General features: G+C 59.2%; 10 protein-coding genes. 6 read left to right on the top strand and 4 right to left on the bottom strand.

The features are described 5' to 3' along the window. Positions 1-8 precede the first annotated feature (8 nt). The gene (gene dcd, locus V6942_RS13920) at positions 9-590 is read right to left on the bottom strand and encodes a dCTP deaminase (protein ID WP_106929505.1); all 582 of its coding nucleotides are present in this window, start codon (positions 588-590) and stop codon (positions 9-11) included. 77 nt (positions 591-667) lie between these two features. Further along, a complete protein-coding gene (gene udk, locus V6942_RS13925; RefSeq protein WP_106929504.1) occupies positions 668-1,309 on the bottom strand; it encodes a uridine kinase in 642 nt (213 codons plus the stop codon). 353 nt (positions 1,310-1,662) lie between these two features. Here udk and V6942_RS13930 point away from each other — a divergent pair, with 353 nt between their 5' ends. Beyond that, positions 1,663-3,933, top strand: coding sequence for a PAS domain S-box protein (locus V6942_RS13930; RefSeq protein ID WP_182967523.1), 2,271 nt, complete (start codon positions 1,663-1,665; stop codon positions 3,931-3,933). On the opposite strand, the gene alkA is transcribed toward V6942_RS13930, so the two are convergent. Then, a complete protein-coding gene (gene alkA / locus V6942_RS13935) occupies positions 3,885-4,727 on the bottom strand; it encodes a DNA-3-methyladenine glycosylase 2 (RefSeq protein WP_333501377.1) in 843 nt (280 codons plus the stop codon). The genes V6942_RS13930 and alkA overlap by 49 nt on opposite strands. A 148-nt stretch (positions 4,728-4,875) precedes the next feature. Here alkA and yegD point away from each other — a divergent pair, with 148 nt between their 5' ends. Further along, positions 4,876-6,228 (top strand): molecular chaperone, encoded by a 1,353-nt coding sequence (yegD, locus tag V6942_RS13940; RefSeq protein ID WP_182930612.1) that lies wholly within the window; start codon positions 4,876-4,878, stop codon positions 6,226-6,228. Between the two features lie 82 nt (positions 6,229-6,310). Here yegD and V6942_RS13945 read toward each other — a convergent pair whose 3' ends face one another. Continuing rightward, entirely contained in the window at positions 6,311-6,370 is a 60-nt protein-coding gene (locus V6942_RS13945) for a type I toxin-antitoxin system Ibs family toxin (RefSeq protein ID WP_182930611.1), read from the bottom strand. A 252-nt stretch (positions 6,371-6,622) separates the two neighbouring features. Between V6942_RS13945 and V6942_RS13950 the strand changes: the two genes are divergently transcribed. The 4 genes from V6942_RS13950 to V6942_RS13965 are packed head-to-tail and all read left to right on the top strand — an operon-like array spanning position 6,623 to position 15,497. Continuing rightward, on the top strand, positions 6,623-7,882 hold the full coding sequence (locus V6942_RS13950) for an MdtA/MuxA family multidrug efflux RND transporter periplasmic adaptor subunit (RefSeq protein WP_106929499.1): 1,260 nt from the start codon (positions 6,623-6,625) through the stop codon (positions 7,880-7,882). Continuing rightward, on the top strand, positions 7,882-11,004 hold the full coding sequence (locus tag V6942_RS13955; RefSeq protein ID WP_106929497.1) for an MdtB/MuxB family multidrug efflux RND transporter permease subunit: 3,123 nt from the start codon (positions 7,882-7,884) through the stop codon (positions 11,002-11,004). Before V6942_RS13950 ends, V6942_RS13955 begins: the two co-directional genes overlap by 1 nt. Continuing rightward, entirely contained in the window at positions 11,005-14,082 is a 3,078-nt protein-coding gene (gene mdtC, locus V6942_RS13960; protein WP_182967521.1) for a multidrug efflux RND transporter permease subunit MdtC, read from the top strand. It begins immediately after the preceding gene. A gap of 2 nt (positions 14,083-14,084) precedes the next feature. Next, entirely contained in the window at positions 14,085-15,497 is a 1,413-nt protein-coding gene (locus tag V6942_RS13965) for an MFS transporter (RefSeq protein WP_106929493.1), read from the top strand. The last annotated feature ends 3 nt before the right edge of the window (positions 15,498-15,500 follow it).

Raw genomic sequence — 15,500 nt, forward strand, 5'->3', positions numbered from 1 at the left:
GCGCTGGTTCAGTCTTTATCAATACGACTGGCAACCGCACCCTGCTGATCGCGATATTTAGCGTCTTCACGACGGTTATACGGGCGATCCGCCGGACCCGACAGCGGTTCGAAGCTCAGCGCGCCAATCAGCATTCCCGGACGCAGCGCCAGCGGCAGCTTGCCGGAGTTGTAGAATTCAAGCACGATGCAGCCCGACCAGCCGGGATCGATGCGGTGCGCGGTGACGTGCACCATCAGCCCCAGACGCGCCAGCGAGGAACGGCCGTCAAGCCAGCCCACCAGATCCGCCGGCAGCGTCACCGACTCCAGCGTGACCGCCAGCGCCAGTTCACCCGGATGCAGGTAGAAGGCATCGCCTTCGGCCAGCACAATCTCTTCGCTCATTACGCGATCCAGCGCCGCGCTAACTTCCGCCTTCGGCCCGCTTAAATCAATATAGGCGGCGGTATGGCCGCTGAAGGTGCGAAACTTGTTGCCTAACCGCACGTCAACGGTGGCACCATTGATACGCTCAATCGGCGGACGCGGGTTAATCGCCAGTCGGCCTTCATCCAGCCAGGCTTCTATATCTCGGTCACACAGACGCATATCACTCTCCTTTTGTACGACTGCCCTCTTCCATCACGGTTAAGGGCTCTTATTGCACGTTACACAATTCGTGTGAGTTATTCAAAAAACTGGCTAATTTTCGCTTTCAGAATGTCGATAGCAATACGGTTTTTGCCGCCGCGCGGAACGATGATATCGGCATACTGCTTCGACGGTTCGATAAACTGCAGGAACATCGGGCGTACCGTTTTCTGATATTGCGCCATCACCGAGTCCATCGAGCGACCACGCTCGTTAACATCGCGCTTGATGCGGCGCATCAGGCAGATATCCAGCGGCGTATCAACGAAAATGGAGAAGTTCATCTCTTCGCGCAGACGCGCGTCGGTCAGCAGCAGGATCCCCTCAAGGATGATCACTTTTTTCGGTTCGATGTGGATCGTTTCCTGCGTGCGGGTGTGGTCAACGTAGCTGTAAACCGGCAGTTCAATAGGGTTACCGCGTTTCAGCGTTTGCAGATGCTGAAACAGCAGACTGTGGTCCATCGCGTTCGGGTGGTCGTAGTTGGTTTTAACCCGCTCTTCCATGGACAGATGACTTTGGTCTTTGTAATAGCTGTCTTCAGGAATGACACCAATGTGCTCATCGCCCACCTGCTCGCGCAGTTCGCGATACAGCGTACTAGCAATAAGACTTTTACCTGAAGCCGATGCGCCGGCAATGCCTACAATGACGCACTGATGAGACTTATCAGTCATAAATTTTGCGACCCGATTAACCTGGATGATAGGAAGGACGGCACGAATAGACAATATTATTCAAGAGGAAACGATCTGAATAGACACGTGTATCAGCGCCAAACGCGGCAATTATAGGGATTTCGTCGCAACGATACCAGTCGAATGCATCGATCGGTGATGACAAAAGATGAAACGTCCGCGCGTCGGTTTCTGCTGCGCAAGACATTGATGAAATTAATATTACGGATGTAACTAATTGACGATTATTGTCAATTAGTGTCACAGATCTGATAAATAGCGCTAAAGTTGTTGCATAATCGGCACTCATCTCGGCATGGCCGGAGAGCGGTTGCCTCCGGAAAACAGTGGTAATGAAGAAAGAAACCAGCTTTATCCCTCTCCTCCCCGCCTCGCGGCAACGCACGTTGCAGATACTGTTTGGTCTGACTGTCGTGACGTTTTTATTCACCCTGTTTTCACTGTCGTTAATGCGCGTACCCAACGAGCTCTCGCCGGTCTGGTTCCCAACGGCCATCATGACGGCGGCGTTCTACCGTTTTAACAGCACGCTGTGGCCCTGTATTGGCATCGCTGGCGTACTGGGGATCATCGCCGCTACCGCCGTTGATGGCCCTGCACAGGTCGGGCTGTTTTATCCGCTGGCAAATCTGATGGAGGCGCTGGTGGGTGCGCTACTGCTGCGCCGCTGGCTGGTGGATGATAATCCGCTGAAAAATTTAGCCGACTGGACGCAAATGGCGATTGCCGCGGCGCTGATTCCCCCGTTCCTGGGCGGCATCCTGGTCGCCAGTTGGACGCCCGGCGACAACGCTTTCCAGACCCTGGTAGTGTGGATGCTGTCGGACGCCGCCGGTGCGCTGGCGCTGGTGCCGCTGGGGCTACTGATCCGCCCGGATTATTTCCAGCGCTATCGCAACCGCACGCTGCTGGCATCAACCCTACTGACCGCCATCCTCACGCTGGCACTAAGCGTGATTGCCATGCTGTACATGCCCTGGCCGTTCACCTTCATTATGGTGCTGATGATGTGGAGCGCAGTGCGGCTACCGCGCATTGAAGCCTTCCTGATTTTTCTGCTGACCATTATGACGGTATTGACGCTCTCTGCGCAGCACCCGCTGGTGCAGGAGATCATCGTAAACACCCTTAACAGCTACCGGTTAAGCAATATGCTGGGGCTGCCGTTCCTGATGGTGCTGCTGCCTACCGGCGTGATGAGTATCGCCATGTACGCGGTGTACAGCGAGCGACGCCGTATTACGGAAAGCGAAACCCGTTTTCGCAACGCGATGGAATACTCGGCGGTCGGTATGGCGGTGGTCGACGCCTATGGTCAGTGGCTACAGGTGAATAAAGCGCTGGGCGTCTTTCTGGGTTACACCCCGAACGAGCTGCATCACATGACCTTCCAGCAGGTCACCTGGCCGGAAGATTTACCGCAGGACCTGGTACAGTTAGACCGTCTGGTGCGCGGTGAAATTGAGAGCTATTCGCTGGAAAAACGCTACCGCACGCGTCAGGGTGAAGCGGTCTGGGCGCTGCTGGCGGTCTCGCTGGTACGCAACAACGACGGTACGCCGCTGTACTTTATCCAGCAGATTGAAGACATCAACGACTTGAAAAAAAGCCGCGAGGCCAACAAGCGCCTGATGGCAGAGATTACCCACACCAACGAAGCGCTGTTCCAGGAAAAAGAGCGACTGCACATTACGCTGGATTCCATTCGTGAAGCAGTGATCAGTACCGACAGCCAGCAGAACATCACCTTTATGAACCCGGTCGCCGAGAAAATCAGCGGCTGGTCGCAGGCGGAAGCCCAGGGAAAATCGCTGCGCGAGGTGCTGAATATTACCTTTGGCGATAAGGGGCCGTCGCTGGAAAATCTGTACAGCGACGAAAACCTCGATAGCGATATCGAACTGAATAAAGTGCTGCATAACCGCTACGGAGGCAGCTTCGATATTCACCACAGCATGACGCCGCTCAGCACCCAGGAAGGCGAGCATATTGGTTTTGTGCTGGTTATCCAGGACGTAACCGAGTCACGCCGCCTGCTGCGTCAGCTGAGCTATAACGCCAGTCACGATGCGCTGACCGGCCTGCCCAACCGTTCAAGCTTCGAAAGCCAGCTTAAAGCGCTGCTGACGGCGCTACCGGGCGGCCACCAATCGCACGCGTTGATCATGCTGGATCTCGACTTCTTCAAGGCGGTCAACGACAGCGCTGGCCACGCCGCCGGTGATGCCCTGCTGCATGAAATCGCCGGGCTGATGCGCTCACAGCTGCGGCCGAGCGATATTCTGGCACGCCTCGGCGGCGATGAGTTCGGCTTTATTTTGCGCCACTGCTCTACCGAGCAGGCGCTGAATGCAACCGAGCGCATTGTTGAAGCCATCAAACATTACGAGTTTACCTGGGCCGGCCGTCGGCACCGCATCGGCGCCAGTGCCGGACTGACGTTGATCCATGAGCACAACGCTCAGTTGGCCGACGTGCTTGTGCAGGCCGATTCCGCCTGCTATGCCTCGAAGCATAACGGCCGCGGCATCGTGACGGTGTACAGCCCGCCGCGTCAGGTCGGCGACCAGCCGTCTGCATACCAGATATGCAATAACGCGTAGGAGCGCCACGGCTGCCAGCGCTCGGCGTAGCGGCGAATCTGCGCGGGCGTCATACCGGGAAAGCGTTGTTTAATCAGATAATCGTCCGGCAGGAAAATATCCTGCGCCTGCCAACCGCGCAGCGCAAAGTAGTTTGCAGTCCAGCGGCCGATTCCCGGGTACTGCTGGAGCGCACGAAGCGCCTGCTCGACATCATCCGGCAGGGTCAGCGGCAGTTCGCCGCTGGCCGCCGCGCGGGCAAAATGGATTAGCGCTTCAGCGCGCTTGAGCGGCATTCCCAGCGCCTTCAGCGCCAGTGGGTCACCCGCCACCAGCCGCTCCGGTGTAGGAAATAAAGCAAAGCCGTCCGTCTGCGCCAGCGGTTCGCCGTACAGCGCCACCACTTTTGCCGCCAGCCGCGCGGCCATTTTCACGCTCACCAGTTGGCCAAGAATCGCCCTCACGCCCTGCTCGAAGGCATCAAATGCGCCGGGCAAGCGCAGCCCCGGCCTCCCTGCCGCCAGCGCCCCCAGCGCGCGCTGCACCTGCTGCGGATCGCAGTGCAAATCCAGCAGCCTCGTGACGCCTGCTAAGGCCTCGTCCGCCACCGGCAGCAGCCCGGCGGACAGCGTCACCCGAAGCCGTTGCTGCACGTCGTCCGGCGTCATGGTGATAAGCCCACAATGTGGCCCGCAGCGCCAGCTGCGGGTATAGCTGTGCGCATGAAAATGCTCGATTCCCGCAACGGCACGCGCCTGTAAAAAACCAAACATCCATCGCCAGTCGTACGGCGCTCGCCAGGGCAGTTCAAACATCGAGTCTCCTTATCTTAAGACAACGGGCGTAGCGTGACAGCATAGCCGCTAATCAACGCGAAAACCTTGCTTTCATATTCCAGTTGCCGCCAGCCCCACATTCCGCTAAAGTCGCCCCCCTTTCTTCACTGGCATGGGGATGATTGACGTGTTTATTGGTTTTGACTACGGGACGGCGAACTGCTCTATCGCCGTGATGCAGGACGGCGCGCCGCGCATGCTGATGATGGAGAACGGCAGCACCCTGCTGCCGTCGATGCTGTCAGCGCCGACCCGCGAAGCGGTCAGCGAATGGCTGTATCGCCATCATCAGGTACCGGCCACGGGCGATGAAACCCAGGCCCTGCTGCGCCGCGCGATGAACTACAACCGCGATGAAGATATCGACGTCCTGAGCAACAGCGTGCAGTTTGGCCTGGCATCGCTCAAACAGTATATCGATGACCCGGAAGAGGTGTACTTCGTGAAGTCACCGAAATCCTTCCTCGGCGCCAGCGGCCTGAAGCCGCAGCAGGTTGCCGTTTTCGAAGATTTAGTGTGTTCGATGATGCTGCATATTCGCCAGCAGGCGCAGTCGCAGCTGCAGGATACCATCGAGCAGGCGGTGATTGGCCGCCCGATTAACTTCCAGGGGCTGGGCGGCGATGAAGCCAACGCGCAGGCGGTAGGTATTCTGCAGCGTGCGGCGAAACGCGCCGGTTTCCGCGACGTGGTTTTCCAGTATGAGCCGGTAGCTGCCGGGCTGGATTTTGAAGCCAGCCTCAGCGAGGAAAAACGGGTGCTGGTGGTGGATATCGGCGGCGGGACAACCGACTGCTCGGTGCTGCTGATGGGGCCGCAGTGGCGCGCCCGTCACGACCGCGAGCAGAGCCTGCTCGGCCACAGCGGCTGCCGCGTTGGCGGTAACGATCTGGATATCGCGCTGGCGTTCAAAAGCCTGATGCCGCTGCTCGGCATGGGCGGCGAAACGGAAAAAGGCATCGCCCTGCCGATCCTGCCGTGGTGGAACGCGGTCGCGATTAACGACGTGCCGGCGCAAACCGACTTCTACAGCGCCGCCAACGGCCGCCTGCTGCGCGATCTGGCGCGTGACGCCCGCGACGCCGATAAAGTCGCGCTGCTCTATAAAGTGTGGCAGCAGCGGTTAAGCTACCGTCTGGTGCGTAGCGCGGAAGAGAGCAAAATTGCATTGTCCGAAAGCGAACACATCGCAACCTCACTGCCGTTTATCAGCGATGAACTGGCGACCGCCATCAGCCAGGACGGTCTTGAAACGGCGCTGAACCAGCCGCTGACCCGCATTCTTGAGCAGGTACAGCTGGCGCTGGAAAACAGCAGCGAAAAACCGGACGTCATCTACTTAACCGGCGGCAGCGCCCGCTCGCCGCTGATTAAGAAAGCGCTGGCCCAACAGCTGCCCGGTATTCCGATTGCCGGCGGCGACGATTTTGGCTCGGTAACCGCCGGTCTGGCGCGCTGGGCGCAGGTGGTATTCGCCTGATGGTTCGCCGTTGACTTCGCTGTTTTTTCGACCTATGGTAAAGGAATGAGGGTAAGGGAGGATTTCTCCTCCCCCTGGTGTCTTAGTATGCTGGCAAGCTAATCACTAAGAGTATCACCAGTATGATGAGGTGTTTCATCATAACCCTTTCCTTATAAAAGGCCCCTTCTTCAGGAGGGGCTTTCCTGTTTTAGCGCCCTGCTAAACGCCGCCGACGGTAGCACGTGCGGCGGCGGCGCGGTTTTTCATCGTTGGGGATTGCGAGGCGGCTCGTAAAGCTGACGCGATTCAGACGATTCCTTCCGTCTTTCATATTTCCTCCATTTTTTCTGAGCGTTCCGTTACTAAACTAGTATCATTTCGTGGAATGATTCAGGACGAGACACGTATAACAATGAAAGGCAGTCATAAGATTCGCTGGCGAGTAGCGCTGGCCGTGCTGGTAGTGGCCGCTGGGGCGATAGGCATCTGGCATTTCAGCAGCAATTCCGACACTTCAGGCGCAGCGAAACCGGCAGGGGCCGCCCCGGCCGGCGGCGGACGTCACGGCGGGCGTTTTGGCGGCGCACTCGCGCCGGTACAGGCCGCAACCGCCACCAGCGAAGCCGTTCCGCGCTACCTCAGCGGGCTGGGTACCATTACGGCCGCCAACACCGTGACCGTGCGTAGCCGCGTCGACGGGCAGCTCAAAGCCATTCACTTCCAGGAAGGCCAGCAGGTCAAAGCCGGCGATCTGCTGGCAGAAATCGATCCTAGTCAGTTTAAAGTCGCGCTCGCTCAGGCGCAGGGTCAGTTGGCTAAAGACAAAGCAACGCTGGCCAACGCGCGCCGCGATCTGGCCCGCTATCAGCAGCTGGCAAAAACCAACCTGGTTTCGCGCCAGGAGCTGGATACCCAGCAGTCGCTGGTCAGCGAAACCGAAGGTACGATTAAGGCCGACGAAGCCGCCGTCGCCAGCGCGCAGCTGCAGCTTGACTGGAGCCGTATCACCGCACCGATCGACGGCCGCGTAGGTCTGAAACAGGTCGATATCGGCAACCAGATCTCCAGCGGCGACACCACCGGCATCGTGGTGCTGACGCAAACGCACCCTATCGATCTGGTCTTCACCCTGCCGGAAAATGATATCGCAACCGTCGTGGCGGCACAAAAAGCCGGGCAAACGCTGGCGGTGGAAGCGTGGGATCGCACCAACAAACGCAAACTCAGCGACGGCACGCTGCTGAGCCTCGACAACCAGATTGACGCCACCACCGGCACCATCAAGCTGAAAGCGCGTTTTAACAACCAGGACGATGCCCTGTTCCCGAACCAGTTTGTTAACGCCCGTATGCTGGTCGATACCCAGCAAAATGCGGTGGTGATCCCTGCCGCTGCGCTGCAAATGGGCAACGATGGCCACTTTGTCTGGGTGCTGAACAGCGACAACAAGGTCAGCAAACACACCGTGACGCCGGGGATTCAGGATAGCCAGAAAGTGGTCATCGACGCCGGGCTCTCCGCGGGCGATCGCGTGGTGACCGACGGTATTGACCGCTTAACCGAAGGTGCGAAAGTGGAAGTCGTTACCGCCCACGATGCCGCTACCGCCAATGCGGAGAAACCGGCCGCCGCCGAGGGCCGCTCTGCGGGCCATAAAGGAGCGCGTGGCTGATGCAAGTATTACCGCCGAGCAATACTGGCGGCCCATCCCGCCTGTTTATTATGCGCCCGGTCGCCACCACCCTGCTGATGGTGGCGATCCTGCTGGCCGGGATCATCGGCTACCGTTTCCTGCCCGTTTCCGCGCTGCCGGAAGTGGACTATCCGACCATTCAGGTCGTCACCCTGTATCCGGGCGCCAGCCCGGATGTGGTGACGTCGGCGATTACCGCGCCGCTTGAGCGTCAGTTTGGCCAGATGTCCGGCCTCAAGCAGATGTCGTCGCAGAGCTCCGGCGGCGCATCGGTCGTCACCCTTCAGTTCCAGCTGACGCTCCCGCTGGACGTCGCCGAGCAGGAAGTGCAGGCGGCGATTAACGCCGCCACCAACCTGTTGCCGAGCGATCTGCCTAATCCACCGGTTTACAGCAAGGTCAACCCGGCGGATCCGCCGATAATGACCCTCGCCGTCACCTCGTCCGCCACGCCGATGACGGAAGTGGAAGATATGGTGGAAACCCGCGTAGCGCAGAAAATCTCCCAGGTCTCCGGCGTCGGGCTGGTCACGCTGGCGGGCGGCCAACGTCCGGCGGTGCGCGTGAAGCTCAACGCTCAGGCCATTGCCGCACTGGGGCTGACCAGCGAAGATATTCGCACCGCCATCACCAGCGCCAACGTCAACTCCGCAAAAGGCAGCCTCGACGGCCCGGCGCGCGCGGTAACGCTTTCGGCAAACGATCAGATGCAGTCCGCGCAGGAATACCGTCAGCTGATCGTCGCCTATAAAAACGGCGCGCCAATTCGCCTTGGCGACGTAGCGACCATTGAGCAAGGTGCAGAGAATACCTGGCTTGGCGCGTGGGCCAATAAAAAACAGGCCATCGTGATGAACGTGCAACGTCAGCCGGGCGCGAATATCATCTCGACCGCGGACAGCATTCGTCAGATGCTGCCGCAGCTGACCGAAAGTTTGCCGAAATCAGTCAACGTTGAGGTGCTCTCTGACCGCACCACCAACATTCGCGCTTCAGTGTCCGACACGCAGTTCGAACTGATGCTGGCGATTGCGCTGGTGGTCATGATTATTTATCTGTTCCTGCGTAACGTCCCGGCGACGATCATTCCCGGGGTCGCCGTACCGCTGTCGCTGGTCGGCACGTTTGCGGTCATGGTGTTTCTCGACTTCTCTATCAACAACCTGACGTTAATGGCGCTGACTATCGCCACCGGCTTCGTGGTCGATGATGCGATTGTGGTTATCGAGAACATCTCACGCTATATCGAAAAGGGCGAGAAACCGATGGCCGCGGCGCTGAAAGGCGCGGGCGAGATTGGCTTTACCATCATCTCACTGACCTTCTCCCTGATCGCAGTGCTGATCCCGCTGCTGTTTATGGGCGATATTGTCGGTCGTCTGTTCCGTGAATTTGCCGTCACTCTCGCGGTGGCGATACTGATATCCGCGGTGGTGTCGTTAACCCTGACGCCGATGATGTGCGCAAGGATGCTGAGCCACGAATCACTGCGCAAACAGAATCGGTTCTCACGCGCCAGCGAGCGATTCTTTGACCGGGTGATTGCCGTCTACGGCCATCTGCTGGCGCGCGTACTCAACCATCCATGGCTGACGCTGAGCGTAGCGCTGGGCACGCTGGCGCTGTCGGTTATCCTGTGGATAACGATTCCCAAAGGCTTTTTTCCGATTCAGGATAACGGCATTATCCAGGGGACCCTACAAGCGCCGCAGTCGGTTTCATTCGCCAGTATGGCGCAACGTCAGCAAACGGTGGCTGACGCCATTTTGAAAGACCCGGCGGTAGAAAGTCTGACCTCCTTTGTGGGCGTCGACGGCACCAACCCGGCGCTAAACAGCGCACGTCTGCAAATTAACCTCAAACCGCTCAGCGAACGCGATGACCGCGTTCAGACGGTCATCGGCCGCCTGCAGCAATCGGTTGACCGCATTCCCGGGGTTGAGCTGTATTTACAGCCGACGCAGGATTTAACCATCGACACCACCGTCAGCCGCACCCAGTACCAGTTTACGCTGCAGGCCAATTCGCTGGACGCGCTGAGCGAGTGGGTTCCGCAGCTGATGGCCGAGCTGCAGACGCTGCCGCAGCTTTCCGACGTCAGCAGCGACTGGCAGGACAAAGGGCTGGTCGCCTACGTTAACGTTGACCGCGACAGCGCCAGCCGTCTCGGTATTTCAATGGCCGACGTCGACAACGCGTTGTACAACGCCTTTGGCCAGCGGCTGATTTCAACCATTTACACCCAGGCCAACCAGTACCGCGTGGTGCTGGAGCATGACACCCGCGCAACGCCGGGGCTGGCGGCGCTGGATAACGTGCGCCTGACCAGCAGCGACGGCGGCATCGTACCGCTAACCGCCATTGCTAAGGTTGAGCAGCGCTTTGCGCCGCTGTCGATCAATCATCTCGATCAGTTCCCGGTGACCACCATCTCGTTCAACGTGCCGGATAACTATTCGCTGGGTGACGCGGTGCAGGCAATCATGGACTCGGAGAAAACGCTGAATTTCCCGGCCGATATCCGCACCGAGTTCCAGGGCAGCACCCTCGCCTTCCAGTCGGCGCTCAGCAGCACCGTCTGGCTGGTGGTTGCGGCGGTCGTCGCGATGTACATCGTGCTGGGCGTACTGTATGAAAGCTTTATTCACCCGATCACCATTCTCTCGACCCTGCCGACGGCGGGCGTCGGCGCCCTGCTGGCACTGATGATTGCGGGCAACGAGCTGGACGTGATCGCCATCATCGGGATAATTCTGTTGATCGGCATCGTGAAGAAAAACGCAATCATGATGATCGACTTTGCGCTCGCAGCCGAACGCGAACAAGGGATGGCGCCGCGAGAAGCTATCTATCAGGCCTGCCTGCTGCGTTTTCGCCCGATTCTGATGACCACGCTGGCCGCCCTGCTCGGCGCACTGCCGCTGATGCTGAGTACCGGCGTCGGCGCCGAACTGCGTCGCCCGTTGGGGATCGGTATGGTCGGCGGGCTGCTGGTTAGCCAGGTGCTGACGCTGTTCACCACGCCGGTTATCTACCTGCTGTTCGATCGTCTGTCGCTGTACCTGAAAAGCCGATTCCCGCACCGTGAAGAGGAAGCGTAAGTGAAATTTTTTGCGCTCTTCATTTACCGCCCGGTAGCGACGATTTTGATTTCCGTCGCCATCACGCTGTGCGGCGTGCTGGGCTTTCGTCTACTGCCGGTCGCGCCGCTGCCGCAAGTCGATTTCCCGGTGATAATGGTCAGCGCCTCGCTGCCGGGGGCCTCGCCGGAAACCATGGCCTCGTCCGTCGCCACGCCGCTGGAGCGGTCGTTGGGGCGTATTGCGGGCGTGAACGAAATGACCTCCAGCAGTTCGCTGGGCAGCACGCGAATCATTCTGGAATTTAATTTCGACCGCGACATCAACGGCGCTGCGCGTGACGTGCAGGCGGCGATCAACGCCGCGCAAAACCTGCTGCCGAGCGGCATGCCGAGCCGTCCGACCTACCGCAAGGCCAATCCGTCAGATTCGCCGATTATGATCCTGACGCTGACCTCGGACACCTACTCGCAGGGCGAACTGTACGATTTCGCTTCCACCCAATTGGCGCAAAGCATCGCGCAGATTGACGGCGTCGGCGATGTAGACGTTGGCGGTAGCTCGTTGCCCGCCGTTCGCGTCGACCTCAATCCGCAGGCGCTGTTTAACCAGGGCGTGTCGCTGGATGCGGTACGCACCGCCATCAGCAACGCTAACGTGCGCAAGCCGCAGGGGGCCATTGACGACAGTACCCAGCGTTGGCAGGTGCAAACCAACGATGAGCTGAAAAAAGCGGCCGAATATCAGCCGCTGATTGTGCACTATAACAACGGCGCAGCGGTGCGTCTGGGCGACGTGGCAACGGTCAGCGACTCGGTACAGGATGTGCGCAACGCCGGGATGACCAACGCCAAACCGGCCATTCTGCTGATGATCCGCAAGCTGCCGGAAGCCAATATTATCGACACCGTTGACCGGATCCGCGCCGAGCTGCCGGAACTTCAGCAGACCATTCCGGCGGCCATTGACCTGCAAATCGCTCAGGACCGTTCCCCGACCATTCGCGCCTCACTCGAAGAAGTGGAACAGACGCTGGTGATTTCGGTGGCGCTGGTGATTCTGGTGGTGTTCCTGTTCCTGCGATCCGGCCGCGCGACGCTGATTCCGGCGGTCGCGGTACCGGTGTCGCTTATCGGCACCTTCGCCGCCATGTACCTTTGCGGCTTTAGCCTCAACAACCTGTCCCTGATGGCGCTGACCATCGCCACCGGCTTTGTGGTGGATGATGCCATCGTGGTGCTGGAGAACATTTCCCGCCACCTGGAAGCGGGCATGAAACCGCTACAGGCAGCGCTGCAGGGTAGCCGTGAAGTCGGCTTTACCGTGCTGTCGATGAGCGTGTCGCTGGTGGCGGTGTTCCTGCCGCTGCTGCTGATGGGCGGCCTGCCCGGCAGGCTGCTGCGTGAGTTTGCCGTGACGCTGTCGGTCGCGATCGGGATTTCGCTCGCCGTCTCGCTGACCCTCACGCCGATGATGTGCGGCTGGATGCTGAAATCCAGCCGAGCGCATACCCCTAACCGTAACAAAGGCATCGGCCGCCTGCTGATTGCCATGCAGCGCGGCTATGCCAAATCGCTGCACTGGGTGCTGGCGCACGCCCGGCTGGTGGGCGTCGTGTTCCTTGCCACCATCGCGCTGAACGTCTGGCTGTACATCTCAATCCCCAAAACCTTTTTCCCGGAGCAGGATACCGGCGTACTGATGGGCGGCATTCAGGCCGACCAGAGCATCTCTTTCCAGGCGATGCGCGGTAAGCTTCAGGATTTTATGAAAATTATCCGTGAGGATCCGGCGGTAGATAACGTCACCGGCTTTACCGGCGGCTCGCGCGTGAACAGCGGCATGATGTTTATCACCCTCAAACCGCGCGACGTACGTCAGGCATCGGCGCAGCAGATTATCGATCGGCTGCGTAAAAAGCTCGCCAAAGAGCCGGGCGCGAACCTGTTCTTAATGGCGGTACAGGATATCCGCGTCGGCGGCCGTCAGGCCAACGCCAGCTACCAGTACACGCTGCTGTCGGACGATCTTAGCGCCCTGCGCGAATGGGAGCCTAAGATCCGCAAAGCGCTGGCCGCGCTGCCGGAACTGGCGGACGTCAACTCGGATCAGCAGGACAACGGCGCGGAAATGGACCTGGTCTACGATCGGGAAACGATGTCGCGGCTGGGCATCAGCGTGGAAGCCGCCAACAGCCTGCTGAACAACGCCTTCGGTCAGCGACAGATATCCACTATCTATCAGCCGTTGAACCAGTACAAAGTGGTGATGGAGGTCGACCCGGTCTATACCCAGGACGTCAGCGCGCTGGATAAAATGTTTGTCATCAACGGCGAAGGCAAAGCGATCCCGCTGTCCTACTTTGCTAAATGGCAGCCGGCAAACGCCCCGCTGTCGGTTAACCACCAGGGGCTGTCAGCAGCCTCAACCGTTTCCTTCAACCTGCCGACCGGGAAATCGCTGTCAGAAGCCAGCGATGCGATTAACCGTACCATGACGCAGCTTGGCGTCCCCTCAACGGTTCGCGGTTCGTTTGCCGGGACGGCGCAGGTGTTCCAGGATACGATGAACTCGCAGGTGATCCTGATTATCGCCGCCATTGCCACGGTCTATATCGTGCTGGGTATTCTGTACGAAAGCTACGTCCACCCGCTGACCATTCTCTCTACCCTGCCCTCGGCTGGCGTCGGGGCGCTGCTGGCGCTGGAGCTGTTCAATGCCCCGTTCAGCCTAATTGCCTTAATCGGGATCATGCTATTAATTGGCATTGTGAAGAAAAACGCCATCATGATGGTCGACTTCGCCCTTGAGGCGCAGCGAAACGGCAATCTGCCGCCGGAGCAGGCGATATTCCAGGCCTGCCTGCTGCGTTTCCGCCCGATTATGATGACCACGCTGGCGGCGCTGTTTGGCGCACTGCCGCTGGTGCTCTCGGGGGGCGATGGTTCAGAACTGCGCCAGCCGCTGGGGATTACGATCGTCGGTGGGCTGGCGATGAGCCAGCTGTTAACGCTCTATACCACGCCGGTGGTATATCTGTTCTTCGATCGTCTGCGTCTGCGTTTTTCACGTCAACCCCGACAATCGGCAACGGAATAACCATGACTGAGCTCCCGGCTAACGTACGCTGGCAACTGTGGATCGTGGCGTTTGGCTTTTTTATGCAATCGCTGGACACCACCATCGTGAACACCGCCCTCCCCTCAATGGCCCTGAGCCTGGGGGAGAGCCCGCTGCACATGCACATGGTGGTGGTTGCCTACGTGCTGACCGTCGCCGTTATGCTGCCAGCCAGCGGCTGGTTGGCTGACCGGGTTGGCGTGCGCAATATTTTCTTCACCGCCATCATCCTCTTTACCCTGGGGTCACTGTTCTGTTCGCTCGCCGGGACGCTCAACGAGCTGGTGATGGCTCGCGTGCTGCAGGGGATCGGCGGGGCAATGATGGTCCCCGTCGGCAGGCTAACGGTGATGAAAATCGTCCCGCGCGAGCAGTACATGGCGGCAATGACCTTCGTCACCCTTCCCGGACAGATTGGCCCGCTGCTGGGGCCAGCGCTGGGCGGGATACTGGTCGAGTATGCCTCATGGCACTGGATTTTCCTGATCAACATCCCAGTCGGCATCGTCGGCTGTATCGCAACTCTGATGCTGATGCCCAACTACACCGTGCAGACGCGGCGCTTCGATCTGTCCGGTTTTATCGTGCTGGCGCTGGGCATGGCCACCTTAACCCTCGCGCTCGACGGCCAAAAGGGGCTGGGCATTTCACCGTGGATGATGGCCGCGCTGGTCGGCGTTGGTCTGGCATCCATCCTGATCTATCTGTGGCACGCACGGGGCAACGACAGCGCGCTGTTTAGCCTCAAGCTGTTTCATACCCCCACCTTCTCTTTAGGGCTGGCGGGCAGCTTCGTCGGCCGTATCGGCAGCGGCATGCTGCCGTTTATGACGCCGGTATTTCTGCAAATTGGCCTCGGCTTCACCCCGTTCCACGCCGGCTTGATGATGATCCCAATGGTGCTAGGCAGCATGGGGATGAAACGTATCGTCGTGCAGGTGGTTAACCACTTCGGCTATCGCCACGTGCTGGTTGTTGCCACCCTCGGGCTGTCGCTAATCAGCCTGCTGTTTATGTTTACCGCGCTGGCAGGCTGGTACTACGCCCTACCGGTCGTGCTGTTTATTCAGGGAATGGTGAACTCCAGCCGTTTCTCGTCAATGAATACCCTGACGCTGAAAGACCTGCCGGACGACCATGCCAGCAGCGGCAACAGCCTGCTGTCGATGATAATGCAGCTGTCGATGAGTATCGGCGTAACCCTCGCCGGGCTCCTGCTGGGAATGTTTGGCCAGCAGCACATCGCCATCGGCAGCGCGGCGACGCATCACGTCTTTATGTACACCTATCTTTGTATGGCCATCATTATTGCGCTTCCCGCTCTCGTCTTCGCGCGCGTGCCGGACGACACCAGCAAAAACGTGGTTATTGCCCGACGCAAACTGAAGGAGTAGACC

Origin of the sequence: Kluyvera genomosp. 2, from assembly GCF_036759865.1 — a bacterium.
Taxonomy (GTDB): Bacteria; Pseudomonadota; Gammaproteobacteria; order Enterobacterales; family Enterobacteriaceae; genus Kluyvera; species Kluyvera ascorbata_B.